Origin of the sequence: Promicromonospora aerolata (genome assembly GCF_042682255.1) — a bacterium.
GTDB classification, from domain to species: domain Bacteria; phylum Actinomycetota; class Actinomycetes; order Actinomycetales; family Cellulomonadaceae; genus Promicromonospora; species Promicromonospora aerolata.
In genome coordinates this window covers 4,009,064-4,035,747 of record NZ_JBHUHF010000001.1, presented here as the reverse complement: position 1 = coordinate 4,035,747, position 26,684 = coordinate 4,009,064, and the positions used below count along the sequence as shown (strand labels likewise).

Annotated in this window: 24 protein-coding genes; 8 read left to right on the top strand and 16 right to left on the bottom strand. The window is 70.0% G+C overall.

What is annotated here, in order from left to right; translation table 11 throughout:
• Positions 1–4: 4 nt before the first annotated feature.
• Entirely contained in the window at positions 5–814 is an 810-nt protein-coding gene (locus tag ACFSL2_RS17980) for a hypothetical protein (protein WP_377199147.1), read from the bottom strand.
• A 96-nt stretch (positions 815–910) separates the two neighbouring features.
• Here ACFSL2_RS17980 and ACFSL2_RS17975 point away from each other — a divergent pair, with 96 nt between their 5' ends.
• Together ACFSL2_RS17975 and ACFSL2_RS17970 are read left to right on the top strand one after the other, a co-directional pair.
• Complete coding sequence (locus ACFSL2_RS17975; RefSeq protein ID WP_377199146.1) at positions 911–4,207, top strand: DEAD/DEAH box helicase; 3,297 nt, start codon at positions 911–913, stop codon at positions 4,205–4,207.
• Between the two features lie 142 nt (positions 4,208–4,349).
• On the top strand, positions 4,350–5,240 hold the full coding sequence (locus ACFSL2_RS17970) for an HNH endonuclease (protein ID WP_377199145.1): 891 nt from the start codon (positions 4,350–4,352) through the stop codon (positions 5,238–5,240).
• A gap of 109 nt (positions 5,241–5,349) precedes the next feature.
• Here the strand turns inward: ACFSL2_RS17970 and ACFSL2_RS17965 are convergent, their stop codons facing one another.
• The gene (locus ACFSL2_RS17965) at positions 5,350–5,829 is read right to left on the bottom strand and encodes a hypothetical protein (protein WP_377199144.1); all 480 of its coding nucleotides are present in this window, start codon (positions 5,827–5,829) and stop codon (positions 5,350–5,352) included.
• A 509-nt stretch (positions 5,830–6,338) separates the two neighbouring features.
• Positions 6,339–7,016, bottom strand: coding sequence for a hypothetical protein (locus tag ACFSL2_RS17960; protein WP_377199143.1), 678 nt, complete (start codon positions 7,014–7,016; stop codon positions 6,339–6,341).
• 239 nt (positions 7,017–7,255) lie between these two features.
• On the opposite strand from ACFSL2_RS17960, the gene ACFSL2_RS17955 reads away from it, so the two are divergent.
• Both ACFSL2_RS17955 and ACFSL2_RS17950 read left to right on the top strand, forming a co-directional pair.
• The gene (locus ACFSL2_RS17955) at positions 7,256–7,468 is read left to right on the top strand and encodes a hypothetical protein (RefSeq protein ID WP_377199142.1); all 213 of its coding nucleotides are present in this window, start codon (positions 7,256–7,258) and stop codon (positions 7,466–7,468) included.
• Positions 7,465–7,995 carry a PDDEXK nuclease domain-containing protein gene (locus ACFSL2_RS17950; RefSeq protein ID WP_377199141.1) on the top strand — a complete coding sequence of 177 codons (531 nt, stop codon included), beginning with the start codon at positions 7,465–7,467 and terminating at the stop codon, positions 7,993–7,995. The genes ACFSL2_RS17955 and ACFSL2_RS17950 overlap by 4 nt, the downstream gene beginning before the upstream one ends.
• A 4-nt stretch (positions 7,996–7,999) precedes the next feature.
• Here ACFSL2_RS17950 and ACFSL2_RS17945 read toward each other — a convergent pair whose 3' ends face one another.
• From ACFSL2_RS17945 to ACFSL2_RS17885, 13 genes are all read right to left on the bottom strand, one after another.
• Positions 8,000–8,881: a PKD domain-containing protein gene (locus ACFSL2_RS17945; protein WP_377199140.1), complete on the bottom strand. Its 882-nt coding sequence runs from the start codon at positions 8,879–8,881 to the stop codon at positions 8,000–8,002.
• On the bottom strand, positions 8,878–9,456 hold the full coding sequence (locus ACFSL2_RS17940) for a DUF6318 family protein (protein ID WP_377200850.1): 579 nt from the start codon (positions 9,454–9,456) through the stop codon (positions 8,878–8,880). Before ACFSL2_RS17940 ends, ACFSL2_RS17945 begins: the two co-directional genes overlap by 4 nt.
• 126 nt (positions 9,457–9,582) lie before the next feature.
• The gene (locus ACFSL2_RS17935) at positions 9,583–14,355 is read right to left on the bottom strand and encodes a LysM peptidoglycan-binding domain-containing protein (protein WP_377199139.1); all 4,773 of its coding nucleotides are present in this window, start codon (positions 14,353–14,355) and stop codon (positions 9,583–9,585) included.
• Positions 14,355–14,840 (bottom strand): pilus assembly protein TadG-related protein, encoded by a 486-nt coding sequence (locus ACFSL2_RS17930; RefSeq protein ID WP_377199138.1) that lies wholly within the window; start codon positions 14,838–14,840, stop codon positions 14,355–14,357. Before ACFSL2_RS17930 ends, ACFSL2_RS17935 begins: the two co-directional genes overlap by 1 nt.
• Complete coding sequence (locus ACFSL2_RS17925) at positions 14,837–15,328, bottom strand: TadE/TadG family type IV pilus assembly protein (RefSeq protein ID WP_377199137.1); 492 nt, start codon at positions 15,326–15,328, stop codon at positions 14,837–14,839. Before ACFSL2_RS17925 ends, ACFSL2_RS17930 begins: the two co-directional genes overlap by 4 nt.
• The gene (locus ACFSL2_RS17920) at positions 15,325–15,705 is read right to left on the bottom strand and encodes a TadE/TadG family type IV pilus assembly protein (RefSeq protein WP_377199136.1); all 381 of its coding nucleotides are present in this window, start codon (positions 15,703–15,705) and stop codon (positions 15,325–15,327) included. The genes ACFSL2_RS17925 and ACFSL2_RS17920 overlap by 4 nt, the downstream gene beginning before the upstream one ends.
• A gap of 3 nt (positions 15,706–15,708) precedes the next feature.
• Complete coding sequence (locus tag ACFSL2_RS17915) at positions 15,709–15,996, bottom strand: hypothetical protein (protein WP_377199135.1); 288 nt, start codon at positions 15,994–15,996, stop codon at positions 15,709–15,711.
• An 86-nt stretch (positions 15,997–16,082) separates the two neighbouring features.
• The gene (locus tag ACFSL2_RS17910; RefSeq protein WP_377199134.1) at positions 16,083–17,003 is read right to left on the bottom strand and encodes a hypothetical protein; all 921 of its coding nucleotides are present in this window, start codon (positions 17,001–17,003) and stop codon (positions 16,083–16,085) included.
• A 1-nt stretch (position 17,004) separates the two neighbouring features.
• The gene (locus ACFSL2_RS17905) at positions 17,005–17,883 is read right to left on the bottom strand and encodes a type II secretion system F family protein (RefSeq protein ID WP_377199133.1); all 879 of its coding nucleotides are present in this window, start codon (positions 17,881–17,883) and stop codon (positions 17,005–17,007) included.
• Positions 17,880–20,852 carry an ATPase, T2SS/T4P/T4SS family gene (locus ACFSL2_RS17900; protein ID WP_377199132.1) on the bottom strand — a complete coding sequence of 991 codons (2,973 nt, stop codon included), beginning with the start codon at positions 20,850–20,852 and terminating at the stop codon, positions 17,880–17,882. The genes ACFSL2_RS17905 and ACFSL2_RS17900 overlap by 4 nt, the downstream gene beginning before the upstream one ends.
• Complete coding sequence (locus tag ACFSL2_RS17895; protein WP_377199131.1) at positions 20,849–21,748, bottom strand: hypothetical protein; 900 nt, start codon at positions 21,746–21,748, stop codon at positions 20,849–20,851. Before ACFSL2_RS17895 ends, ACFSL2_RS17900 begins: the two co-directional genes overlap by 4 nt.
• Before the next feature lie 5 nt (positions 21,749–21,753).
• Positions 21,754–22,455, bottom strand: coding sequence for a hypothetical protein (locus ACFSL2_RS17890; RefSeq protein WP_377199130.1), 702 nt, complete (start codon positions 22,453–22,455; stop codon positions 21,754–21,756).
• Between the two features lie 508 nt (positions 22,456–22,963).
• Entirely contained in the window at positions 22,964–23,857 is an 894-nt protein-coding gene (locus tag ACFSL2_RS17885) for a sigma-70 family RNA polymerase sigma factor (protein WP_377199129.1), read from the bottom strand.
• Positions 23,858–24,048: 191 nt separating this feature from the next.
• On the opposite strand from ACFSL2_RS17885, the gene ACFSL2_RS17880 reads away from it, so the two are divergent.
• The 4 genes from ACFSL2_RS17880 (at position 24,049) to ACFSL2_RS17865 (ending at position 26,678) form a co-directional block, all read left to right on the top strand.
• A complete protein-coding gene (locus ACFSL2_RS17880; protein WP_377199128.1) occupies positions 24,049–24,378 on the top strand; it encodes a hypothetical protein in 330 nt (109 codons plus the stop codon).
• Positions 24,375–25,523 (top strand): conjugal transfer protein, encoded by a 1,149-nt coding sequence (locus ACFSL2_RS17875; RefSeq protein ID WP_377199127.1) that lies wholly within the window; start codon positions 24,375–24,377, stop codon positions 25,521–25,523. Before ACFSL2_RS17880 ends, ACFSL2_RS17875 begins: the two co-directional genes overlap by 4 nt.
• 14 nt (positions 25,524–25,537) lie before the next feature.
• Positions 25,538–25,825: a hypothetical protein gene (locus ACFSL2_RS17870; RefSeq protein WP_377199126.1), complete on the top strand. Its 288-nt coding sequence runs from the start codon at positions 25,538–25,540 to the stop codon at positions 25,823–25,825.
• 112 nt (positions 25,826–25,937) lie between these two features.
• Complete coding sequence (locus ACFSL2_RS17865) at positions 25,938–26,678, top strand: hypothetical protein (RefSeq protein ID WP_377199125.1); 741 nt, start codon at positions 25,938–25,940, stop codon at positions 26,676–26,678.
• Positions 26,679–26,684 lie beyond the last annotated feature (6 nt).

Here is a 26,684-nt window from a genome sequence, read left to right as displayed (position 1 = left end):
CGGATCAGCTGCCGGCCTGGCCGACGCCGGGCCGGCGGGCCGCCGCGAGCCGCCGCGCTGCCAGGACGGCGAACGGCACGGCCGCCAGGGTGATCAGCCCCTGCACGATCAGGACTACCCCGTAGGCCTCGCCGAAGAAACCCACCGCGCCGGTCACCGCCACGATCCCGAGCACTCCCACGACGGCGGCCAGCAGGGCACCGATCCGCCGCGTGGTCGGCGCGGCCCAGCCGCACAGCGCCGCCGCCGCGACGACGAGCAGGCTCAGCACCATGTTGAGGAGCAGGGACCAGATCATCCCGGTCGGTGGCCCCCCGTAGGGCAGCGTCGCGACCACCGGCAGCAGCACACTTTTCCACAGTGTGTGGATAACCGCTCCGACCAGGGCGACGACGAGGCCGGCCCGCCGCGCCGTCGCCGGAGCCCGCACGAACCGGGCGAGCAGCACACCCGCCAGGGCCAGCAGCAGCACGAGGATCCCGGCGAGGGTGCCGAGAACCAGCTCGGGCCGGGCGCCGTCCAGGAGCTGTACGCCTGCGGTACCGACCTGGAGCAGCAGGTGCAGCCCGACCACCACCACCGCTCCGGTCAGGACTCGCCGGGCCCGGACCGCCGCGGCTCCGACCGCGAGCACCACGGTCCCCGCCATCGCCGCATTCTCGATCACGAAGACCGCGTTGTTCACGGTGAGGTCCAGGTCGAGCTCGTTGCCGGGTATGAGCAGGCGCAGCGGGACCGCCATCCACAGGGCGATCGCGAGGACGAGGACGCTGAACGCGGCGGGCCGACGTCCGGCATCGGGCAGAGTGTGCATGGCGACACTCTCCCAGAGGGCACCAACACGGTGGGATCGACGGCACACTGTGGATAACTTCGCGGTCCGGTCGTCCGGTCGTGGAACCATGGAGGGGTGCCCACGCCCGTCCCCGCCCCGCGTACCCACCCCGCGGCGATCAAGCTTCTGGTGGGCAGTGGCGCCTTCCAGCGCGGGGAGGACTACCAGCAGCAGGGCCGGGTCATCTCGTGGGAGTGGCTACCGGACGACCTCCTCCTCATCTCGTGGGTGCGTGGCAGCGGGCGCAGCACCTACTCGTGCTCCATCGAGTTCAAGACCAACGCGCCCGGGCCGCCGGTCGTCGTCGGCACGGACTGCACGTGCCCGGTCAGGTCGGCGTGCAAGCACGTGGCAGCGACACTCCTCGAGGCCGGGTCGGACGGGCTCGCCTCGATGGTCCGGCCCGCGTCGTCCCTGAAGCGCACACCGCAGGTGCCGGGCTGGAAGGCGGCGGTGCAGCAGCTCGTTCCGACGGCGCCGACCGAGCCGGCGCCCGCGCAGGCGGCAGCCGAGCCGCGACCCGAGCTGGCACTGCAGTTCCGCGTCGACGGCACGCCCTCCGCCGACAGGCGGTCCCTCTCCATCCGGCCGGTCCAGCGCAACGACCGCGGTGCGTGGGTGGGCGGCACCGCCTCCTGGAACTACATCCGACACGGGTTCCTCCGCGGCCTCGACCCCAGCGTCCGGGAGTGGTTCACCACGCTCGACGCACTGCGTGCCACCAGCCCGCGGGGGTACGGCTACGTGAGCGCCGGCGACTGGATCGGTCTGGACGACGTGCTCCCCCGTCCGTTCTGGCGTCATCTCTCCGACGCCGCGGGCCTCGGCATCGAGCTCGTCGGTAAGTCCAAGCGGGAATCGGTGCGCCTCGCCGGCGAGGCGACCGTCGCCCTGGACCTCTCGTTGCCCGACGGCGGTGCGCGCCTCGAACGGACCGTCGCCTTCGACGGCGCCGTCAGCCTCGCGGCGTCCGTGGGAGCACTCGGCCACCATGGTCTGTTCGCGGTGGAGGAGTCGTCCTCGGGCCGCACCATCACCCTCGGCCCGACGGCGGCGCCGCTCACCGATCAGGAGCACGCGGCGGTCCACCTGGCCGACGTCGCGATCCCTGCCGACGCGGTCGACGAGTTCCTGGCCGACTACCTGCCGCTGCTCCGCCGCGAGGTCCAGGTCCGCGCCGACCCCGGCGTCGAGCTGCCGGAGCTGCCCCGGCCGGAGCTCGTGGCCACGGTCAAGGCGGTATCCCCCGCAGAGATCAGCGTGGCGTGGCGGTGGGCGTACCCGCCGTCGGACAAGGAATATCCGCTGACGACGGCCCTGGAGGCGGGCGCGGACCTGCGCGACCTCGCGGCGGAGGCCGCGACCCTGGGCTCCGTGGTCGCGGCCGCGCGCGAGGTCCCGGGCTTCGGCCATTTCCACGTGGCACCGGAGGTGTTCCGGGGCCTGCAGGCGATGGACTTCGCCACCATCCTGCTGCCGGTGCTCCGGGAGCTGCCGGACGTTCGCGTCGAGAGCGACGAGCTCCCCGAGTACCAGGGCCTCGAGGCCACCCCCGTGGTCAGCATGCGCGCGGACGACAGCACCGACCTGGACTGGTTCGACCTGGGCGTCCTGGTGACGGTCAAGGGTCGCGAGATCCCGTTCGGACCGCTGTTCGACGCGCTCGCCCGGGGCAAGAAGCGGTTCATGCTGACCGACGGCACCTGGCTCCGCACCGACCTGCCCGTGTTCGCGCAGCTGCGAGCGTTGATCGACGAGGCGCAGCGACTGTCGGACCAGCCCGGAAAGCTGCGGATCAGCCGGTTCAACGCCGGCCTGTGGGCGGAGCTGGAGCAGGTCGCCGACATCGTCGAACAGTCCGACCGATGGCGGCGCTCCGTGAGCGACCTCGTCGCGCTGACCGCCGACGACGTCGACGGTCCGGAACGCATACCGCCGCCAGTCGGGCTGAAGGCCGAGCTGCGGCCGTACCAGCAGCACGGCTTCGAGTGGCTCACCTTCCTGTGGCGGCACGGGCTGGGCGGGATCCTCGCCGACGACATGGGGCTCGGCAAGACCGTGCAGACCCTCGCGTTCGTGGCGCAGACCCGGCAGGAGCTGCCCGCTCATCCGGGTGCGCGCGGTCGTGCTCCGTTCCTGGTGGTCGCACCGGCTTCCGTGGTCAGCAACTGGGCGGCGGAGGCCGCCAGGTTCACGCCCGACCTGAAGGTCGCCACGCTGTCGACCACTGCCGCGAAGGCACGGACCACGGTCGCGCAGGTGGCGGCGGACGCCGACATCGTCGTGACGTCGTACGCGATCTTCCGGCTCGACTTCGACGCGTTCACCGATGTCGAGTGGGGCGGCCTGATCCTGGACGAGGCGCAGTTCGCGAAGAACCACCAGACACGGGCGAACGAGTCGGCCCGCCGGCTCAAGGCGCCGTTCAAGCTGGCGATCACGGGCACCCCCATGGAGAACAACCTCATGGAGCTGTGGGCGATGCTCGCGATCGTGGCGCCCGGGCTGTACGGGTCGCCCACCAAGTTCCGCGAGGACTACGTCAAGCCGGTCTCGGGCGAGGGTGATTCGACGCCGCTCCTGGCCCGGCTCCGCCGTCGGATCCGGCCGCTGCTGCTGCGCCGCACGAAGGACCAGGTGGCGCCCGAGCTCCCCGAACGGCAGGAGCAGGTGCTCCGCGTGACCCTCGACGCCAGGCACCGCCGGATCTACGACACGCACCTGCAGCGAGAACGGTCCCGCCTGCTGGGCCTGCTCGAGAGCTTCGACGAGAACCGGGTGGCCGTCTTCCGCGCGCTGACCACGCTGCGCCGCATGGCGCTGGACGCGTCGTTGGTGGACCCGGAGTACGAGGGGGTGCCGTCGGCGAAGCTGAGCCTGCTCGCGGAGCACCTGGCGGAGGTCGCGGCCGAGGGACACCGGGCGCTCGTGTTCTCGCAGTTCACGTCGTTCCTGGCCAAGGCGGCCGAGGTCTGCGCATCGCTGGGCATTCCGTACGAGTACCTCGACGGGTCCACCCGGAAGCGGGCCGAGGTGATCGGCCGGTTCAAGGAGGGCAGGGCGCCCGTGTTCCTGATCAGCCTCAAGGCCGGCGGGTTCGGGCTCAACCTGACCGAGGCCGATTACGTCTACCTGCTCGACCCCTGGTGGAACCCGGCGACGGAGGCGCAGGCGATCGACCGGACGCACCGCATCGGGCAGACGCAGAACGTCATGGTGTTCCGAATGGTCTCGGAGAACACCATCGAGGACAAGGTCATGGCGCTCAAGGAGCGCAAGGCGCGGCTCTTCGACGCGGTGCTGAGCGACGACGCGGGGGCGTTTGCCGGGGCGCTGGGGGCCGAAGACATTCGGGGCCTGCTGGAGGGTTAGTCGTTGGTCGCGGACCCGGTCGAGCGGCTCGGTCACTGGTGGCACCTTCGCTGTGGGTGTGGTGGACGGCATTGTCCGATCCGCGAGCAACTCACCCCGTCAACAGGTATCCCGTCCGCCCTTCATCTGATGAGCTGTGCCCATGGAATCCGCGGTAGAACGTGCCCTGCGCACCCGCATCATCACCTGGGTCCAGGAGCGCGCTGAAGCCAACGGGGGCTTTCTCCACCGACTCGAGCTCCTGGACTTCCGGATCGATGATCAGAAGCTGCCCATCATCGACTATTCCCGCGGCATTCGTAACCCGGCGTCCTTCGAATCGACCCTGTCGATCGTCAGTGCCACTGATGGCCCTTACGACGATACGGAGTCGGGTGATGGCTTGCTCCACTACGCCTACCGCGACGGCGACCCGTGGTCCGGCGACAACCGGAAACTACGCAATGCGATGACCACGGGCGCACCTCTGATCCTGTTCCGGAAGGAGGTGCCCAACATCTACACGCCAGTCGCCCCGGTCTTTGTCGTCGAGGACTATCCGGAGGAGCGCACGTTTATCATCGCGCTCGATGAGTCGTTCAGCTTCGTGCCCGACATCCGACACATGCCCGAACCCCAGCGCGACTATGCTCGCCGCCTGGCGAAGCAGCGGTTGCACCAGCCGGCATTCCGCACCCGGGTGCTTGTCGCTTACGAGACTCGATGTGCCGTGTGCGAACTCAAACATGGTTCCCTGCTCGACGCCGCGCACATCGTTCCCGACTCCGACGAACGTGGCGTCCCCACGGTGAACAACGGCCTCGCGCTGTGCAAGATCCACCACGCGGCCTACGACCAGAACATGCTTGGCGTGACACCGGATTTTGAGGTTCGCATCGCCCACAAGCTCCTCGCAGAGGTAGACGGACCGATGCTGAAGCATGGGCTCCAGGAGATGCACGGGCGCTACATCGAGCTTCCCAAGCGACGGGCAGATCGGCCTAGCCCGGAACTGCTCGCCTGGCGCTACGAGAGTTTTGGAGCGCACGCCTGATCCAGCCCCTTGCCTCTGGCGACGCCCGCGGGCAAATGCGACGAGCGATGATGGCGCGCGTCGAGTGGAATCTGCCTATTGGCTTGTGACGGCTCGCGTGCCGGTGGGACTAGTCCTGCACGAGCATCTGGAGCTCGCCAATCCGGATCTGTGTGCTGTTGCTCGGCGCCGTGAAATCGATATGGCCCTCTTCCGTGCCACCCTCCCATTCGACCGACCAGTGCGCCGTACCCGTCAGGGTCAGGTTGCCGGGGCTATTGTTCAGGTCGGCCCCGAATCCGCACGTGGGCGACGGTTCCGCGACGTTGCGGCCGTCATAGGGCGTGCCCGGAGCGTTGGCCCCTTCGCACGAAATTGCGCCGACTGTGGTGCCATTCGCGTTCGTCAGAGTCCACTCGACCCGATCGAGCGTTCCCGTGGCGGTGACGGTCAAGGATCCACCACTCGCTGAACTGACTATCGGGCCGACGGCGTTTTCTGAATCGTCGGCGATCCACAACCAGACCGGGAGGCCAATCGTGCCCACGGAATTCGGGGCACTACTGGAGGATGGCGGCGTCGATCCGATCTGGCCGGTGGTGAGGTTCATTTGGGCGACGGCGCGTTGGGCGAGCTCTTCTGCGGAGGGACCGACAGGAGCGGCCGGAGTGGCTGACCAATAGTACGAATGCCCCGGGCAGTTCTCCAGGTTCCCGCCTGCTTCAGCACAAGCAGGCGGCGTGCACTCAAGGACCACCCCGTCGCCGTCGGGTTCATGACCTTCCCACGCCGGGTCACCAGCAGGGGGCTGCGGGCTTGCATTTCGCACATAGCAGTCGCCGTCCCATGCACCATACTCAGTGCCACATGGCACTATTTCGTCAAGGTCGCGGCAGATATTTGAGCCTCCGCCACCGCCCGTATCGCCGCCATCTTCTCCCCCACCTTCGCCACCATCACCGTCATCCGTGCAGGGAATCACAACGCCGTTTGGAAGCGGCGTAGGCGTACATTCGTCTGCGACTGCAACAGGAACTGGCAGGAGCACGACAATAACCGTCGCCATTACTGCGACTGAGGCGATCAGGCGTCGTTCAAGCATCTGTGTCAATGGCGAGATCAGCATGCCTGCTCCGGATGCGGGTGCTGCTCGTTAATCGTCCAGTAGCTGTCTGGCCCCTGGTGACGCATTACATAGTCGAATTGGTAACGAACAGGAGCACCAGAAGTTCGAGGAATCTCCTTGCCGTCTTGCGAGAAGTTGCGCACGTCACCAAAATGGACGCAGGCGTTGAGATGCACCTCTTCGTTGCCAACGTCCGAAGTCTTGTATTTGGTTGGATTCATGGACTCAACTGATGCTGCGCCGGTCGTGTAATCACCCGACGCGGCAGAATCCGAATAGGCAGCTCGAAGTGACGAACGCAACGCCGGGTGCCCCCAGAACGGCCTAAGTTGCGTGTCCCAATCCTTATATCCGTTATTCGCCACCGCCGCCGTGGTCTCGTAGTACTCCACGAGCCGGGCCTTCGCCTCAGCGATGTTCTTCGCCTTGATCTGCGCCGGCGTGGTCGGCTCGGGCGACGCCGTCGGAGTCGGGGACGGCAGAGCCGTAGGGCTCTCGGAGGCTGAAGGAGAAGCGGACGGTGATGACGAGCCAGGACCGGGGATCGCACCTTGGACCGTCTCCGGCTCGAACACTCCCGAGCGCACGACCGCGAACCCGGCTACCGCAATGACTGCGACTCCGATGAGGACGGCGATGGTGCGCGTGGGCGTGATGGCGGACGAGACCATCCGGCGACTCCCTCAACTTCGGGCAGAACTCAATGAACACGGCCGTAAGCAAGGGTGCGCTACATCGGTCTTCCTAGCAAGGTGTCTCCGTGATAATTCACAACACCTCACCAACGTTGGACAACGAAGGTCCAGTAACTCGTCATGAGTCGGCTCCAACCCGTAAGCCGCTCGTGTGTTTTCGTTGCTTATATGCAACTCGGGTAGCGGATGCTGAAGTATCTCTACAGGCTTGGTCCATGAGCGATTCCAACCACTGTGCCAGCGAAGCGGAGCTGGTCGACCATGCCGAGTACATCGCGGACCTCAAGCCCCACGTCCGCGACGCACCGTTCCGCGCAGCCCACGCTGCGTGCACCGGAGCACTGCGCCGCTACTGGTCGACTGGTCTCGATCTGATCAAGTGCCGGGCTGCCGTCGTCACTGATGAGATCACGAGGACCCGGTCATGAGCTTCTTCCAGCGCACCGAGGACTTCCGGCCCGAAGGGTTCGAGGACGTCGTCGGCGAGCTCGTCGAGTCGATCCGCCGCTCGTTCACCGGCGTCGTGGTGGACCATCTCGAGGACCTGCTCGCCGTGCCACCACGCCATATGTGCCTGGTCGACCGACACCTGAGCATCACCGAGGACGACCGCGACTACACCATCCACCTGCTGCTCTTCCACGTCATCCAGATGCGCTACATCGCCATCCAGGTCCAGGCCGGAAGGTTCGATCCCGCCCTGGTGGCCCGCACTCGCTACACCCTCGATCTTGTCGACGACCTGGTCCGGGTCCCGGAGGCCCACCGCAGCAGCGTGGGGGTACTCCTCTGCACCGACGGCCCGGCCGACAAGGAACCCGGCCCGGTCGCCATCACCCTCTACGACGACGTCACACCGGCCGAACAGGCCGAGCTCCCGCTTGCGCTCGAGCTCACCGCAGTGATCGACCGTTGCCTCGATACTCGCGGCGCACCTCCCTCGGCGGCTCCGTAAGCACTTATCCGCCGTACAGGTCTTCCACCAGCCGCGCCCTCGCTTCAACGATCTCCAGGCTGTCCGACGACGACACCGTGGTGCCCTCTCCCGCCACGTCGTGCCAGGTCGGCTCGCCTGCCAAGCGGAACTGACCATGCCAGGTAGTGGTGAGCGAGATGGTGGCCACGCCCTGCTTCGCGTAGGCGTGCGCGATCGTGTGCGCGGGATAGGGCGTACCGGGGTGCGTGGTGACCAGAGGTGCAGACCCGTCACCGAAGTCCCACGAGTAGTTGCTCGGTATCGCGCGGATCTCGACGGGTATACCGAACAAACTGGTGCTCATTGTTCGGGGCGTGGTGTCAGTGAAGGCGATCGTCTCGACGTTGACCAGCGTCCATCCGTCCGGTGGTTGCACATTGATCTCTGACGGTGCGATCTGCATCTCCTGGAACGCCCGTGCCGCGGCCGCCGGGATATCGACCTGCTGCCGGCGTTCGGCCAAGCAGGACTCCTCCTCGACCATGTCAGCGTCCGACCATCCGTCCGACTCCCGGCGCTGCTCGAACAGGGCACCGACCGCCTGCTCATCCTCCTCGCAGTCGATCCCGGCGTAAGCGAGCTGACGGCCCTCGTTGCAGGACTCGGCGAATGCGGTGGCCCCGCTGAGGTCGCCCAGCAAACACATTGCGGGTGTGACACGCCATTGACGCACAGGAGGAGCTGTCGCTGCCGCATTGGTGTTAGGTGAGTCCGTTGGCGCAATCGCTGCACCCGGCTGCGCAGGAAGTTCCGCAGCAACGTTCACACTCCCACCGGAGGATTCGCAAAACATATCATCACTGCAGAATTCGGGACGGGTTAATGCGAGCCCACTGGCCAACGACAGCATCAGGAGCGCACTCATGACTCGGCTCCAGGAACTGGCGCAACAGTCACAACGACCCAGGCGCCATCTTGCCGGCCCATCTCTATCCGACGGATATCTGTCGCCCTTTTCGATTCATCGATCACCTTGCCGCTGGAACTTCTGGTCGTATATGCAGCCTGAGTGATTTGGATGTCGAGAGGGAAAATCCCTGTCAAATCGTCCCGAACGTACTCATCGAGCACCTCCGTGGCGAGTTTCCCACCCGTGAAACTTTCCCCATTTGCCTTAATTTCTTTCGCCCGCTCGCTCACGGTCTTACAAAAGCTGCACGCTCGATGCGACATCGTGTTCCACTCTTCGGTATCACCAGTCGCCTTGGTGTAGGAGTAGAGGGATAAGTAGTACTCCGCCGCAGCAGCAGCACCCTTCGCGTCCTTCCGCTTCATCGCATCCGGCCGCTCCGGCTTAGCCGGCCCGGGCGGAGACGAAGACGGACCAGGGGCCGGCGCAGCCGACGTCGGCTCACCGGACGGAGAAGGTTCCGCATCCGGAGGGCCGGTACAAGCGGACAACGCCAACCCGACCCCTACGACCAGCCCCGCCACACGCATCGTCGCGCTACCCATTCCGCGTCCCCTTGCCGCTCACGCCCCGCCGTTGCGTATCCGCAACAGCCGGTCACGACGCTAACCGGCCCTACTTGATCCGGAAAGCGGGCCCTGTGGAAAACCTGTGGATCAAGCCCGCGGTGTCCGGCCCGCGTCGGCTCCACGGCGACGGTCCTGCTCGTCCACCTGCGCCAGCAGCTCCTCGGTGTCCGGCTCGGGTTCCATCGCGAGCTGCTCCAGGTGGTCGCGCAGACGGTCCACGAGCCGGCCCACCGCATCCCGCCGTCCGGAGGCGATCTCGGCGCGGATCCCGTTGCGCCACGATCGCTCGTCCACCGGGTCGGCGAGCCGGCCCACCTGCGAGGCATGCCGTGCCATCGCCACGTCGCCCGCGAGCAGTGCGCGGCGCGCCACCTCGTGGGACACGTCCACCACGCCCGACGAGATCGTGTGCATCAGCTGCTCGGCCCAGACGTACTTACGCAGCGGCACGCCCTCGAACGGCCGTCCACGCACCAGGTCCAGCGCGGCCAGCAGGTCCGGCGTCGGGGTCTGGGTGAGATCCGAACCGACCAGGTCGCAGAACGTGTGCCAGTCCGTCTTCACGCCGCGCAGCCGATAGCCGGCGGACTCGAGGTCGGCCTGGCCGCCGTCGTCCGCGGACCAGTAGCGGGGCAGGTACTCGTAGCCTCCTGGGTCCGTGCCCAGCCAGCGGCGGGCCCGCGACACGGCGGAGCGCCGGGTGGCGAGGTTCGGCTCGCGCGACGGCCACAGCGCCTGCGAGATGTCCGACCCCCGCGAGCCCGGGTTGAACGCCAGGAACGCGATGAGTTCGGTCGCCTGCCGCTGGTGCGTGGACGGCAGCTCCACGCCCGTCGTACCGGCAAGCTCCACACTGCCGAGCACCCGTACGACCGGTGCCTCGACCGTCCGCGGTTCCGCTTCGACGGGCTCGGGGACCACACGGGTCTCGATGGTCTCCGACGGCTGGGCCTGCACCCCGGGCTCGGTCCGCTGGCCAGGCACGACCGGCGTGCCCAGCGGCGGTGTCGCCACGCTGACCGCAGCCGTGGCCCACGGTGCGAAGCTCTCCCGTCGCCGGCCCGACGTCGTCGGGACCCCGCCAGTGCCGCCGGTCCCGTAACCGGGCGCCGGTGCGGGTCCCGACGCCTCGCCCACCGCGACGTCCGAATCCGCGGCACCGGCGCGGACACCGTCGTCCATGGGGATCTCCTCCAGCGTCGGTTCCGTGCGGTCGATCGAACGGCTCCAGCTGGGGCCAGGTGCGGTCTCGGGGTCGGCCAACAAGGCAAGCGCTTGGGCGTAGGTGACGGCGTCGAGCTGCTGCGGGCGCACGGCGATGTAGGCGGGCATGAGGATGCCGCGGGTGGTGTCGCCGTTGGTGAGCTCACCCGTGAGGTCGAGCACCCAGTCGCCGACCTCCGCACTGGAGGTCACGGCCGCGATCCCCACGCCGGGCACCCGCTCGACCAGACCCGCGAGCTTCGCGCGCTCGACCAGGCCGAGCTGCTCCCCCACGAGCAGGATCTCGGGTGTCCAGGCATCCGTCGCCAGCCCGCGACCGCGCGCATCTGCCACCGAGGTGGCCCCCACCTGGTCGAGGGTGCGGTCGACGTCGGCCGCACGGGCCTCCAGCTCGCGGATGATGCCCGCCAGGCTGGACACGTGCCGGACCCGGCCCGTGTCGACCACGCCCGGCAGCTCACCGAGAGTGCCGACCACGGTGACCTGGAGATCGTCGGCCCAGAGACTCGTGGCCAGCTCGACGGCGAGCGCCGCGAGCGTGGCCTGCGCGGCGGCGTCCGTGCCGCGGATGTCGAGGCACCCGAGGTGCTCGAGGTCGAGCATGAGGTGCGTGTTCTCGTCGTCGTGCCCGACGGTGACGAGGGCCGGGTAGGGCGCTTCGCCGTCCTCGGCGGTCGGGGTGGTCGCGACCTGGGCCGCGGCGTCGGCGTCTCCGGCCGCGAGCTGCCAGACGAACTGGTCGGTGGTGCTGGCCCAGGGCTCGGGCAGGTCGGCCGCGCGCTCCAGATAGAGCTCGACGAACTCGCCGCTCTTGAGGCGGGCGAAGCGCAGACCCGGCAGGGGCAGTCCGCGTTCACGGTGCCATTGCGCGAGGCTGCGCAGCGCACGGTCGACCTGGTCGCGCCCGAAGGGGTCCTCGACGGTGCGCAGGTCGCGCTCGAGCGCACCCGCCGCGGTGTCGGGTCCGGGGACGACGATGGTCTGGCCGGGCTCCCGGCTCTTGCGCGCCCGGCGTCGCTTCACGGTGACCAGGGCGAGCAGCCCTGCCGCGAGCAGCCCGCCGACGCCGGCTGCCGTGCGGATGCCCACGGACTCGTCGACGTCCTCGATGGCGTCGGAGACGACGTTGCCGACCGTGTCCAGCAGCGGTGCGGCTTCGCCGGCGGCCGTGGCGGCAACGCCGCCGGTCGCATCGGCGGTGGGTACCGCCGTGGTGGCTCCCGCCACGTCGACGGGTGGGAGCGTCTCCCGGGCTGCGGCTGCGTCCACAGGTGCATCGACGGGCGCGGCGGCTTCCGTGGGCACGAACGTCTCCACGGCGACCTCGGGGGCGCCGTCCTCGACGATCGGCTCGTCCCCGGCGATCTCGTCGGGCAGGACCTCGTCGGTCACCGACCCGCCGGCCGACCCACCGACCGAGCTGTCGGACTCGGGCACGGCGGGCACGGTCGGCGCGGACTTCTCGGCCGGGCCTTCTCCACGGTTCTCGACGGCGGCGTCGCTGTCCGGCGTCGAATCGCTGCCCCAGGTCGTCCCGTTGCCGGACGCCGTCTCCTGGTCGGAGGGCTTGTCGGCTCCGTCCTGCGGCAGGAGCTCGTCGGCGATCAGGCCTTCGCCGGGGATGGGGTCGCCCGGCGCGCTGCCGCCCAGGGGCTCCGACTCGCCCGGCTCGAGGTTGGGGTCGTTGCGGAGGTCCTCCGGCGTGACCTCGTCGTACTGGGGCACAGGAGTGTCCCGTGGGGCCGGCGGAACCTGGGGAACGAGAGTCCCCTCCGCCGTCTTCTCGGGCGCGGGCTCCTTCTTCTCGGGAGCAGGATCCTTCGCCTCGGGGCTACCGATACCCGCGGTCCCGGTCCCGACGTCGGCGGGGTCGGGTGTGTCGGACCCTTGCTGCCCCGCGCCGCTCTGCCCAGCATCCCGGCCCGCACCGTCCTGGTCCGCGGCGGGCACCTTGGGCCCCGCGTTCTGGCCCATGCGGCTCGGCTGCGGACCGACCGGGGTCTCGCCCGCCGGCTGCTCGCCGCGTGGCCGCTCCGCGGACGGCGTGTCCTGCTCGACCAGGTCGTTCCCCGCGCCGCCAGGCTCCTCGATGTCCTCGGGCTCGACCTCGACGGCGCCCTCCGGCGTCACCTCCGCGGACGGCGTGCCCTGCTCCGACCCGGACTTGTCGGACTGCTCGGCACCCGGCCGCTCGGAGCCCAGACCGGCAGCCCCACCGGCGGATTCCGCCGTGTCCGGCTTGTCAGCACCGGAGCCCTCCGGCGTCGACTCCGGTGACGCGGTCGACTCCCCGGCCGCATCGTCAGGGGTCGCCTCGTCCGCGGCGGCCTTCTCGTCTCCAGCGTCGGAGGCTGCATCAGAACCTGCGTCGGCAGCCGCGTCGGACGACGTGTCGGCAGACTTGTCAGCGCCCGGTGACCGCTGAGCGGCGTCGTCGGTGCGCCCGCCCTCGGTCCGGGCCCCCGACGTCGACTCTCCCGCACCGGGGACGGTCACGGTCCAGCCGGGAAGGATGAGGTCGGGGTCGGTGAGCCGCGCCCCGCCCGGCTGTTCCGTGTCCCGGGACGCCTCGAAGACCTCCGGGTACTTGGTCCCGTCGCCGAGCTCCTCCTCGGCGATGCCCCACAGGGTGTCGCCGGACTCGACGACGACCTCGGCGTTCTCCGGCGCAGCGCCACGGTTGCGCACGTCGACGGTTCCCACCGAGTCGTCCGCGGCACCCTGGTCATCAGCGCCACCGCCGGCCTGCTCGTCCCGGTCGTCCGAGCCCGCGCCCCGCGCGGAACCCTCGTCGTCCGAGCTCTTCGACGGTGCGATCCCGACCGGTTCGTCCTCGCCGGCACCGGCACGGCCGGTCGACGTCGGCGTGACTCCCGCCTCCGCCGACGCTTCCGCCGGCAGCAAGAGCACCCAGCCCGGCTCGATCCAGTTCCCGGCGTCGAGCGCGCCTCCGTCGGCCTGCGGCACGCCGTAGTTGAGGTCGGCGATCTGCTTGAACCGCGCGCCGTCGCCGAGGGTCTGCTCGGCGATCCGCCACAGCGAGTCCCCCGGCTGCACGGTGTAGGTCGGCGGCGGCGCCGCGTCCTCCCCCGCGTTCTCTCCGGCCTCCGCCGCCACGCCACCGGTCGGCACGGCGGCACCCGGCAGCACCGGCGCGGACACGACGGTCCCGCCGGCACCGGTCTCGAGCGGCGTGGTCGCGGCCATCGCCGGCGCCACTGACGGCGCCGCGACGAGCATCGTGATCACCGCACCGACCAGTACCGAGGCGGCACGCTGCTGCGCCCCGAGCCCGCGCACGTGCGGCGAGCGACGGCCACGCAGCGCCGCGACGACCTCGATCACCACGGCGATCGCGAAGGTCAGCCACCCGACCCAGCCGACGACCTTGACCAGCCCGAGCAGCACCGACCCCGTCACGTCGGGGCTGCTGAGCACCGAGACGACGCGGCTGAGGCTGACGGGGCCGGTCCAGATCGGCCCGCCGAGGAGCCACAGGCCGATCGGGATACCGACGACGAGCGCGACGAGCAGCAGGGCCGCGCCCAGCCCCCGCACCACGCGTGCGCCCGTGCCGCGCCGCGGTTCGTCGGGCCCGCCCGACACCGCCCTACCCTGGACCGTCGAGGTGCTCATCAGGGTTCCTCCTGCCCTATCCCGCGGACTGCCCGCGCCTCGGCGTCAGCCGTGACACTGAGCGAGCTGATTCCGATCAACGTCAGGAACGTGGTCTCGTAGGTGACCTCGGTTCCCACGTTGACGGTGGCGCCGTTGACGGCGGTCACGCCGCCCTGCACCCCGAGCGCACCGAGCGTCTCGGCGGCAGCCTGGTTCGCGCGCGCGGGGTCCACCTCGGGTGGCAGCCCCAGCTGGGCGCGGTCGATCCGGATCTGTTGTGCCGCGGCCCGTGCGGCCTGGTCGGCGGCGTACTCGGCCTCGTCCTCGGCGTGCAGCCGCCCGCCGCCGTCGACCACCAGGCCGATCGCGATGATGAGCGCGGGCACCATGCCCGCCGCGAGGATGTTGACCTCACCCCGCTCCCGTACCGTCGCCCGTGCACCCCACGGTGCTCCTCCGGTCCGCACACGCCACCCCCACATCCGCCCGACCCCCCTGGTCATGACCGCCCCCGGTAGGCGTCGAGCACCGACGTCCCGGTAGCGCTGATCGTTCGTGAGCCGGGCGCGCCCGGCAGGCCGAGATCCCGCAGCGGCACCACACACTCCACCCGCACAGTGATGGTCCCGACGGTCCCGAGCGGCAGCGCGAACGCGTCGGTCGCCGGGTCCACCGACGTCGACGCACACCGCACCCCGGAGTTCACCAGCGTCGAGGTCGCCGTCGACCTCGCCTGCGTGTCGGCCATGCTCACCGTCCGGCTGATCGACGCCGCCCGCGCCGCCTCGTTCGCGGCCGACTGCACCACCCCCTCGGCCAGCACCAGCCGTCCCGCCATCACGAGCAGCAGCCCGATGAGCAGCAGCATCGGGAAGACGACGGCGGTATTGATGGCGACGTTGCCGCGCTCGGGACGAGCATGCATCTGCTGCCAGGCCGAGGCGATTTCTGGCAGCAGGTGCGTGGTCACCTCTCGGTGGCCGCCGCTCATGGCCCCACCACCGCCGAGGTGAACCGCTCCACCGGCCCCGTGGCCGACTGCTCGACCCGCAGCCCCTGGAATCCCGGCACGATCGACGGTGCGAGCCCGGTGACCCGCGCGGTGGCCATCTCTTCCCCGCGCGTGACCGACACGTTGACCGACGCGAACGCGTCGCCCCCACGATCGAGGCGCGACGCCGCCTCCGCGTAACCGGCGTCGACGCTGCCGCCCTCGACGCGCGCGGCCTGGACGGCCCCGTTCGCCACGGACTGAGCCGTGTTCTGCGCGTGGAAGTAGAGCATTCCTTGCACCATCGCGAAGATGAGCATCAGAACGATCGGGTACGTCAGAACGGTCTGGAGAGATGCGGCACCACGCTCGTCCATGCTTTACGGCCCCCCGAGCTGCGCCATGTAGCGGTCGACAAGTCCCTTGATCGCCGCACCGAGCGCGATGGCGATACCGAGGCCCACGACCGACAGCACGACCACCTCGATGGACTCCAGACCGGCGTCGTCCTCCGAGTCGGCGGCCAGCCGACGGCGGAGCTCGGCCGAACGCTCGGCAAAGCGGGTGTTCAGGGCGTCGACGCGACCACGCGCCGCCGCCGCGCCCAACGACGCCCGTGCGGCGACGCGCGACGTCGCCGACCGGCCCTGGCTCAGGTGCTGGTTCATGTTGACTCCTGGGGTGCTGTCGACTTCAACAAATGGGTAAGAACCGGTTCGTGTGACACGGAGGCGCCATGGGGGACGTCCCTGGTTCAGGGGGCAGTCTGAAACATTGTGACCCCGATCGGGAAAATGAGCATCAAAAAGTACACGAAAACGGTCATGGTTCCCGGCACCGTCATGCGGACCGTCGCATCGTGAGCAAGCTGCTGCTCGACGTCCAGCTGCGCGTCCCGCATCGCCGCCGCCTTGGACTGCAGCTGGTCGTGGATCGCCGAGCCCTGCGTACCGGCGAGCTCCACGATGGAGGCGACCTCACCGAGCGCGTCCACCTCGACCTCCTCGCCCAGCTCTCGCAGCGCCACCCACGGCGCCTGCCCCTCCCATCGGCTCCGTTCGAGCGTCGCGGCGATCCGCCGGAAGGGCCATGAGCCCGCGACCTGTGCCGCGGCGAACGTCGCCTGCGTCGCGCCGGCGCCGGAGATGCGCTCGATCGCGAGCAGCTCGAGGTACGTCGACACCGCCCGGGCGAACTCCTGCCGCGCCCGCTTCGCCTTCGCGCGGGCGTCGAGGTCGGGTAGGAACCAGGCGCCGAGCGCGAACACGAGCGACGCCCCCAGCGGCACCGAAACCGGCATCCCCAGGTTGAGCAGCCCCACGCACAGGCCGAGGAACGGCACGGAGACCAGCGCGATGACCGTGCCGAGGGCCTTCTCGCCGTAATGGTCGGTGGCGGTCTTGCCGATCAGGTCGAGGTCCGCGCGGGTCGGGCCGCCCCGCCCCAGCACCGAGACGGGGAGCCGGCGCTGGGCCCAGGCACCGAACACCTGGGTGTACCGCTGGGTGGCGGTGAGCTCACCGCCGTCGGACACCGTGATGGGCTCTACCCGGTCGTCGCCGCTCAGGCGGTCCAGCGCGGACTGGAGGCGGGGTGTCGACGGCAGCAGCTCACGCACCACGAGGAACAGACCGAGCCCGGCGACCAGGCCGCTTCCCACTGCCCATGGCCACATGTCAGACCCTCCGCTCGTCGGGGAGGAACCGCGGGATGGGCTGGCCCAGGCTGATCTTGCGCATCCACAGCAGGCACACGACGTAGGCGCAGAAGAGGACGACCGCCACGACCTGGCCCAGCGGCGAGTCGTAACCGCTGAGGTATCCGGACATCGCCGTGGCGGCCAGCACCACGAGCGTCACGATGGTCACCCAGCGCACCGTCGCGCGACCGGTCGAGCGTTCGGTCTCGATCTCCCGGCGGGCCTTGGCCTGTGCCGACAGGGACTCGGCGAGCTGCCGGAGCGCCGGTGCCACGGCTCCCGTGCGGTTGTCCGACTCCAGGATCATCGCCGACGCGATCATGTCCGCCGAGTAGTCGTCCATCTCGTCGGCCCACCGGTACAGCGCCGGCTTGATGGGCTGGCGCGCCTCCAGGCGCGCGACGAGCCGCGCGAGCGAGGGCCGCACGGAAGGTGCCGCGCTGTGCAGGGTCGCCGCGATCGCCTGCTCCAACCCGACGGCGCCGCCGGACAGCACGCCGATCAGCGATCGCACCCAGGCGGTCAGGTCGGTCAGCTTCTCCACCTCGTTGGAGTGCGTGGTGGTGCGGAACAGGGACGGCAGGCCCACGATCAGCACCGGCACGATCAGCACGAGCGACCACCAGCCGGTCACGATCCCGGCCACGAGTCCCGCGGCCGCACCGATACCCAGGATCTTGCGCTGCGGGTACAGCGGGCCACCCTTGGTCAGACCGAACAGCCGGAGCAGACCGTGGAAGGGCGGAGTGGACCGGACCGGCTTCGGCGTCGCCTCGTACTTCTGCGCGCCGACGACCACGAACCACAGACCGAGGCCCAGACCGAGGCCGGTCAGCACGGCGATCAGCATGGTCATGCGGTCCCCCAGAGCCCGTCCCGGTAGTTCAGGAGGTTGGCGTCGAAGCCGACGGCCTCCAGGTCGGCGAGGAAGGACGGGGTCGTCTTCGGCACCGCGCGACCGTTCGTCCCTGGCTCGAAGACGTCGGTGATCGCCACCGGGTTGCCGGCCTCGCCCCGCGTCACCTCGATGACCTCGGAGACGTAGCGGTGGCGGCGGCCGTCGCCGGCCGCGTCGACCCGGAGGAACACGATGAGGTCCACCGACTGTGCCACCTGCCGGTACGCGTACGTCTCCGACAGCGTGGAGTCCTGCACGGCCATGCCGACCAGACGTTCGACGACGTCGCGTGCGCCGTCGGCGTGCACCGTCGACAGCGAGCCGTTGCCCATCTGCATCGCCTGGAACATGGACACGATCTCGGGCCCGCGCACCTCGCCGACGATCACGCGGGAGATGTTGTGCCGCAGCGACTCGTACACGTTGACGTTCGTGTTGATCTCGCCCACGCGGCGCCCCGTCGCGTTCATCTCGCCGGAACCCTCGCGCGTGCGCAGGGCCACCACCCGCTTGTGCTTCTCGGGCTCGAGGTGCAGGTAGAGCTCGTAGTCGGTCTCGATGGTGGCGATGGACTCCCAGGAGTCCAGTCCTGCACAGAGTGCCCTGAGCAACGTGGTGTTGTGAGTCGCCACGAACTGCCTCGTCACCAGGTATAGCGACGACGGCGAGTCCACGGTGATGCATCGGACCGGCACCGAACGGACGGGGCGGATGTCGACCACGTAGCGCCACTCGGGACCGCCACGCTTCCCGAGCGCCTGCCGCTCCAGCTTGCGCGGGAGCCTGAACATGGGGTCATGGGTCGTCCATGACACGGTCCAGCTGTGACCGACGAACTGGCCCTTGAAGATCACGTCCTTCTTGCGCATGTGTGGCTTGTAGCCAAGGCCCGCGGTCAGTTCACGCACCTGCTCGGCCAGTACCTGGAGCGTCGAGCTGAACTCGCACGTGCCCGTCTTGGTGCACGTACCGTCGGAATCCATCAGTCCCTGGAGCAGTGCCAGGCGCTGATCGACATCTCCGCGCAGGTAGATCGCCGGGATGTGCTTGTCACCGATGAGTCGCTGGTGGCGAAGCTTGCTCTGCAGGTTTCCGGCGACGCCGTAGTCGTACTTCGTCCGGCCGACCTTCGTGCACGGGTAACCGGCGTGAGCGAACTCAGACAGGACTTCCGGGTCAGCCGTCGCGATACGGGCTGTAGCGGTCGCACCGTCTCCGAGCCAGACCCCAAGCACATAGGGATTGATTGGCTGGTCGGTCCGTTCGTACTGGATCGGCTTCGTCAGGTTGATGGCGAAGTCGCGTGTCTTCCACTTCGCCTCACTGTGGCTCCACAGGCCGCTGTCGACCATCTCCTGCGTGGTCATGACGACCGTCTCGGGTGCTCGCCGATTGGCGCCCTTGGTCGGAGTGTCACGTGCAACAGACAGTGCCTTGGCCAGATCCTGCCGGGAGTACGCCTTCATCGGACGTCCGCCACGGAGGCCGTCGTGCCGCACCCACGACACGTAGGTGTGGCCAGCCGGCCCGAGACGGTTTGCTTCCCGCTGGATGATGTCGCGGTGCTGCGCACCGGCCTCCTGCGAGAACTCGGGCACCGTGACCAGACGATCCTCGTCCTGGCTGGCCCGCTCAGCGAGAGCTCGGAGCCGGGCGCGCTCGGCCTCGTCGACGTAGTGTGCGGGATCCTTGCGCCGTGCGAGGTTCGCCTTCTGGTGTGCTTGCCGAAGAGTCCGGCGACTCACTCGCCAGAGGTGGTCCGCATCCGCCGTGATCACCGTGCCGTCGTCGAGCTCCACCTCGTAGCAGGCGCGGTCGTACTGGTAGTCGTGAGCGGCGAGAACGGTGCACGGCGTGCCGTCCTCGGCGAAGACCTGGTCGCCCGCGTTCAACGCGCCCATGGTCGTCCAGCCGGACGGCGTCGGCACCTCGGTTTCGAGGGCAAGCGCCTTGCCGCTGCCCTGGCCCTGCCCCGACACCACTATCGACTTGCGGGCGCGGACCGCCGCGTTCAGGAACTCGGCCAGCACGGTGTCGACCGTGCTGTTCCGGCGCAGCAGCTCGAGGTCGACGGACTGCAGGCGCTGCAGGCGGATCGTGACACGCGGCCACGGCACCACCCAGCCGACGGCGGCGAGCCGCACGCGTCCGGGCAGGTCCAGGTTGAGGAACGGGTTGGCCCGCGTGAACGACCGCTCGTTGGCCGGGTCGCGCGCCGCGAGGAATTGGAGGAAGTCGATGAGCTCGGCATCGGAGTCGGCGATCGGCTCTGCGTACGTGCGGCGCCCGTCGCCCATCAGCAGGAGCACGGGCGCCGTGCCCGTGATCTCGATGTTCTCCACGTCAGGGGTGTCGATGAGCGGCTGCAGGCGGCCGAGCCGGAAGAGCGCGTCGAACAGCGCACGCGTGACCTCCACCTGGTACTCGGGCGTCCAGTTCCGCTGACCGCCGGAGAGCAGTGCGTCGTTGTGGTCCCGCACCACCTGCTGGATCAGCTCCTGGCCCAGCGCCTCGCGCTGCTCCTCGTCCAGCTCGCGGGTCGCCAGCGCGGTCGTGAGGCGGGCGGACACCTCGCCGCGCAGGCTGTTGACCTGACGCCAGAACTCGGAGTCCCGCAGGCGGGGGTTGCCGGGCTGCCCGTGGTACTCCCGGCCGGCGCGGGCGACCGCCCCGACCCAGGGCGAGGTGCCGTTGCCGGACGAGGGCGGAGCTCCGCCGTTCACCGTGGCGGGCCCCGAGGCAGCGCCCTGCCGCCTCCCGTTGGTCTGCTCGACCGGAACCGCTCGGCTCCGGGCCGGGGCCGAGTGCCCGCCCTGTCCCGGAGCACCGTCGGTGGGACGGGTGCGTCGCGGCAGTGCGCGCGGCTCGTCGTCGGCGTCGTGGAAGATCGGTAGCGACGAGAGGTCGGGGAACTCGGGCGGGGTCATGCGTTCCCCCGGCCCTCGCGCCACGGTCCGCCGCCCTGCACGGTCGCGGCACCGTCCGCGTACTCGGGCGCGCGCCGGGGTCCGGAGGCGCTGCCTCCGTCCCGGGGGCCGGTGGCGAACCGAGCGCGACGCTTCTCGATGCGGTCCTGGATGCGCGAGATCACGGGCCCGGCGGACCGCACGAGCGGCGACGTCGGGTACCGGCGCCCCGCGGGGGAACCCACGGACAGCACCTCGGCGTTGACCGGGTCCCAGGCCAGGGCGCCCACGGTCCCGAGGCCGAGCGTCCGTGCTATCTCGCCGGCGTCGTACGGGCGACCGGGGCCGACGGTGAGCGCGGTGAGGTTGGTGAGCTCCCGCGCCGCGGCGTCGACCACGGAGGTGCGGGACTTGACGAGCTCTCGTGTCACCGCGATGTCGGGCAGGCGGGAGCCGCTGGTGATCAGCACCTGGTCCGCGAGGCGGACGATCGGCTCCCGGTCCTCGCGCACGACGCCGCCCGTGCCGAGTCGTCCGAGGTCGACCAAGACGTCGATGCCACCGCGCTCCAGCGCCACCAGCTGATTGGCCAGCGGTCCCCAGAGGTTGGCGACGGCGGGAGCCGTGTGCGGGCTGACGATGCCGGGCAGCAGCTTCTTGTCCGGATCGTTGCGCACGAGCGGGATGGCCTGCTCCCAGAAGGAGGCTTCGAGGTCACCGTGGGAGTGCGCGATCGCGAGCGGCTGGAGGCCACGGTCGTGCGGCAGCTGTCCCCGGAAGTACCCCGCCAGGATCGACGATCCGGCGAGGTCGGCCTCCACGAGCAGCACGGGACGGGGCCACTGGAGCGCCAGCACGAGGGCCGCCGTCGTGGTGCCCGGCGAGCCCTTCGCGTTGGCGAGGGCGACGAGAGCCACGCGGATCACCCGTCCCCGTCGACGATGAGGGCGACGCGGCCGGTCGCGGCCCGGGCGGCGAGCGCCGGTGCGTCGCTCGAGGCGACCTCGACGTCGACGACCGTCTGGTCGGCGAGCATCTCGTCGTCACTGACGCCGAGCACGACCGCGGAGATGGTGAACGGCGCCTCGTCGGGCGGTTCGCCGCCGGTCGCGGGCGTCTCGACCACGCGCACGGTGTCGCCGGCCTTCAACGGCTCCACACCGGGCATCTGGTGGGCCGCGAGGGCGATGCCGACGACGGACCGGCCGGCGGCCGGCTGGAGCTCGTCCGCGAAGCTCGCGGACGTCAGGAGCTGACCGTTGCGGAGGTCAGCCGTTGCGACCTTGCCCTGGTCCGCGATCTGATCGAGCTGCGCGGCGGGCAGCGACTCGAGCGAGGTGGGCCCGATGGGCAGCTCGACGACTCCGATGTGGGACGACTCGATCTCTGCGCCGCGCGGGACGTCGGCCGTGACCGCGAGCACCCGCTGGGTCTCGCCCAGCGTGGTGGCGAGGTACACGGAGGCGAGCACGCTGAGGGCGACGAGCGCGAGGCCCAGGGCGATGAGCGCCGGCCGACGGCGGGCGCGCGTCGGTTTGAGCGGCCCGGGGGGTGCGGGCCGTTGGGGTTGTGCCGCTGGCCGGGCGTGCTTCTCCTGGTTCGCGACCTTCGTGTTACTGCTCACCGTGCCGTCTCCTCCGAGCCCGTCGGCGGAGTCCGCCTCGGGTTCCCCCGGTGCGGGACCCATCGAGGTTCCCATCCGTGCGCCTGTCTCCACCGTGCTCCTGCCCGTGCTGATCGAGGGCTTCCCCGCGGTGGCACACGTGTGTCACCGCAGGCAATCCTCAACCACACGGGCTGACCCGGCAGGTTGAACGCTAATCAGGGTTCCGGGTGCCCGCTAGGTCAAGCAGACTTCAAAGTTGTGGAGATGGCTTGAATATTGAGTGACCTTGAAACGATCTGCCGCTTACGTGCCAGAACCACAGTCGTGGTGTTGACTCCGCAGGTCAGGCCGTGAGAATAGCGTCTCGCACGCCCTGCCCTCCGCAAAGGCCATCCCCGGGTGACCTTTACATTTGGTGCGGTTCGGGAGGTATGCGGACAGAACGAGAGGGCCCCGCTGGCGGTGGGGCCCTCTCGCGATGAGGTGAACTTCGAACGACTTCAGGGCTTCACGCACCCCCCAGTGCTCAGCCCGTCGGTCGTCCTCGTTCCTCACCGTCCCGTTCGCCCGGCTGTCCCCCAGACAGACCACCGGACTGAACGGCTTCCGCCAGCCGTCGCACTGCGCGACTCGCCCGCTGGCGCAAGGCTGCGTGCGAGATGCCCAGCTCGTGGGCAACCCGCCGCTGATAGTTCCCGCGACCCGAGCCGAGCTCGGCGTACTCCGGGAGATCGGGGTCCGGCGCGTACAGCCGCGCCAGAAGAGCTGACTCGTCCCGCGTCAGCGCGCACTGGTCGAGGCCCCACGCGATGACGTCGAGCACCTCGCCCGTGGTGCCGAGGGACATGCTCGAGAGCGAGTAGACGACGTCCGGCCCCTGCTCGGGGGGCGTCGGCCGCTCGAGCACGGTCAGGGTGAACGCGTCGGTGGGGATCTCGGCGACCCGCGGCCCGCGGCTCGCCCGGCCACCCTGGGCGTGGGGTGCCCGGTCGCCGACGACGCGGGTCAGGGTGTGCCCCTGCAGCCGCATCGCGACCCGGCTGCTGCGGTCGAGGTCGTAGTGGGTGATCGCGTCCCACATCGCTGCGGCGGCCTCCTGCTCGAGGTCCTGCACGTCCGGGTAGTGCCGGCGCGAGCGACGCACGATGGTGCGCACCGCGGGGAGCATGCACTGCAGCACCGCCCGCCCGGCGGCGAAGCTGCCGGCGGCGTGCTCGACGATGAGCGCGTACAGCACCTCGTCCGCCTCGTCGGGAGCGAGCTGGACCGCCTCGCCCGTGCGCAGTCCCGCGATCTGCGGAAACCGCGTGGCGAGACGCTCGATCTCGGTCGCGAACGATCGTGTGCGGACCAGGTCGGCCCAGTCGTGGTCGAGCTCGCGCATCAGCGTCCCTGCTGGTGCAGGTGTCCGTGCAGGCATGGCGGTTCCCCCCTCCGGTCTGCCCCGAGTCCATCGGGGGGGTGTTGCCCGCCACTGTTGCCCGCTCCTCCGGAACTGATGTGACCTGCGTCACAGTTGGCAGAAACCCGTGGACTACCGATGTCACACGAACTCGTCACCTGCCATTTGTGCTCAGCAGACGTAAGAGACGGAGAAACGGGAGAGGCGAGATGAGCAAGGACGAGCTCGACCAGGCGCCCGGCGCCGGACTCGGCGGCACCGACCTCGGCAGTGCGGGCGTCCGTAGTGCGGAACCCGACGCACCGGACTTCGACCACACGTGGTCCCTGCTCCGCGACACCGCCGAGGTGCACGCGGCCCGCGGTGAGGTGGCGCCCCTCGTGCGCGACCTCATCGCATCCCTCACCGAGGATCCCCTCGGCGAGGAGGACACGACGGTCCGCCTGACCGAGGCGCTCGACAGCCCCCGCGCGCGCAGCGCCCGTGAGGCCCGCGAGCGCATCCGGGCAGACCTGCAGAACGAGGTGCGGACCCGATGAGCTCGCTCCTCGTCCGTCGGCGTGGCAAGAAGGCCGCCAAGCCGGCCGAGCTGCCCGCGCCGGCCGACGGCGCCTCCAGTACCGGCTCGCCGTGGACCGGCGGGCCCGACCGGCCCGCGACGCCCCCTTCGTCGTCGGGCGGCAACGGTGACGGCGAGAAGCCGGCCCCCCAGGTCGTGGAGTGGTCCAACGGACCCGCGCTCGTGACCAAGGCATGGGGCGCCGTGCTTGCGCTCGCGCTGCTGGCCGGACCCGCCGCGCTGGTGTGGACCGCGCTGCGGCCGGAGCCGGCCCCGGTGGCCGCGTCCGCCGGTGGGGCGAGCACGACGGAGGCCGCTGCCGCGAACGAACGGGCGGTCGAGCTCGTGGAGACCTGGCTCCGGGCCGACAGCAACGACCAGCAGCTCCTCGCCTCACTGACCAGCGCGCCGGTCGGCTCTCTCCCCCAGGAGGGTCTGACCATCCGCGACTCGTCGGTGGCGCAGGTCGAGCAGGCGGACGACGGTGTGTGGTCGGTGACCGTCGGCGTGGACGTCGCCGAGCCCGCACCCGGCTCCCCGCCCCCGGGAGAGGGCGGCGGCGCCAAGGCCGACAAGAAGGCGGAGGTGTCGCTCGTATGGGTGCGGCGCTACTTCCAGGTGCCGGTCCTCGTGGAGCGCACGGACACCGAGTGGTCCGGGCCGGACCTCGCCGTGACCGCCCTCGCCCTGCCCGCGCCCGTCCCCGGCCCGGCAGCAGCCGCTGATCCGCCGGACCTCGACTACTCGGAGACCATCTCGCCGACGTCGGCGGCCGGTCAGTCCGTCGCCGGGTTCCTCACCGCGATGGTCGCCGGCGACGGCGAGATCACGCGCTACCTGCGCCCCGGGACGTCGATCCCCGCGGTGACCCCCGCCCCGTACTCGGCCGTGGCCGTGACGGGCATCAAGGGGTCGCACGAGGTCACCGAGGACCCGGCCGACGGCGACGGCACGCACGCCCTGACCACCGTCGAGCTCACCCGGCTCGACGGCGAAACGACCACCGCCCAGTACGTCCTCACGCTGGTTGCGCGAGACGGCCGCTGGGAGGTTGCCGGCCTCGAGCCGGCCGTCCGTATCGACACGACGCCATCCGGCACCGACCCCGGCACCGCCGGGAAGTAACGAAGGAGAGAACCATGATCAACGAGATCGTCATGGCCAGTGGTGGCTTCCTCGACCTCATCACCGTCAAGTCCGAGGAGGTCAAGAGTGCCATCGAGTCGGTGACCTTCGTGGTCGTCATCCTCATGGTCGTCATCACCGCCGTGAAGACGAAGATGTCGATCGCCGCGATCCTGATGTCCGCGATCGTGGGAGGACTCGTCCTGTGGCTCGTGAACGGAGGCATCAACGTTACCTCCGACCTCGCGAGGGACGAGTTCGACTCCGCACCGGCGATCGTGAACACGCAGACGGTTCTCTGACTGCCGCTGGGGCCCACGAGGCCAGGAATATGGGCAGGACGCCGAGGGCACGACACAGGGTTGGTCAGGCGGGCGCGTTCGCGCGCCCGGCATGTGGTGAGGAGGGTGACCGGTGACCGAGACCGCGAAGTTCTACACGAAGGCCCGACGCATCCCCATGCTGGTGGGGAAGCTACCCAGCGGCGGGCGCATCTGGGGCGGCCCGTACACGATCACTCAGGTGGGAGCGGGCGCCGTGGTGGCGTTCGCGCTGTGGAAGACCGCTCCGCTGTGGGCACAGCTGGGCGGGTTCATGAACATCGTGGTCGCCGTGGGGGTGGTCGTGGGCGTGGTCTGGGCCACCGGCAAGCTCCCGAGCAGTGGCCGCAACCCCATCGCGTTCGTCATGGACGCGATGAACCTGACCTCCAGCCCTGGGCGGCTGGTCGGCGGTCAGGTCGCGCTGTCCAAGCCGCGGTTGCTGACCCACCGGGTCATGGTGGTGCTGCCGCGGCCGGCCACGGTCGCCGCTCCGCGTGCCGAGGCGCCCGCCGACCTGCCGGCGGCCCGGGCAGTCGAGCCGCAGCGGCCCGCTGCGGTCCAGCCGATCCCGACCGAGCTGCTCCCGGAACTGACCAGCCGGGGACCGGCGGACGCGACCCTCGAGGGCCGGCGACTCCACCCCGCACCGGCCCGGGAGGCCCAGCCGCTCCCGGACAAGCGCTCGCCGGCGGACTGGGCGGCGGCCGCCGCGACCGCCGCGACGACGGCGCCGGACCGCAAGAAGGCCGACCTCACCGGCGTCGGGCAGCTGCTCGCCGGGAGACCGCAGCATCCCGACCACACGGCACCCACCACCCCGCGAGAGGACTGAGCCCCC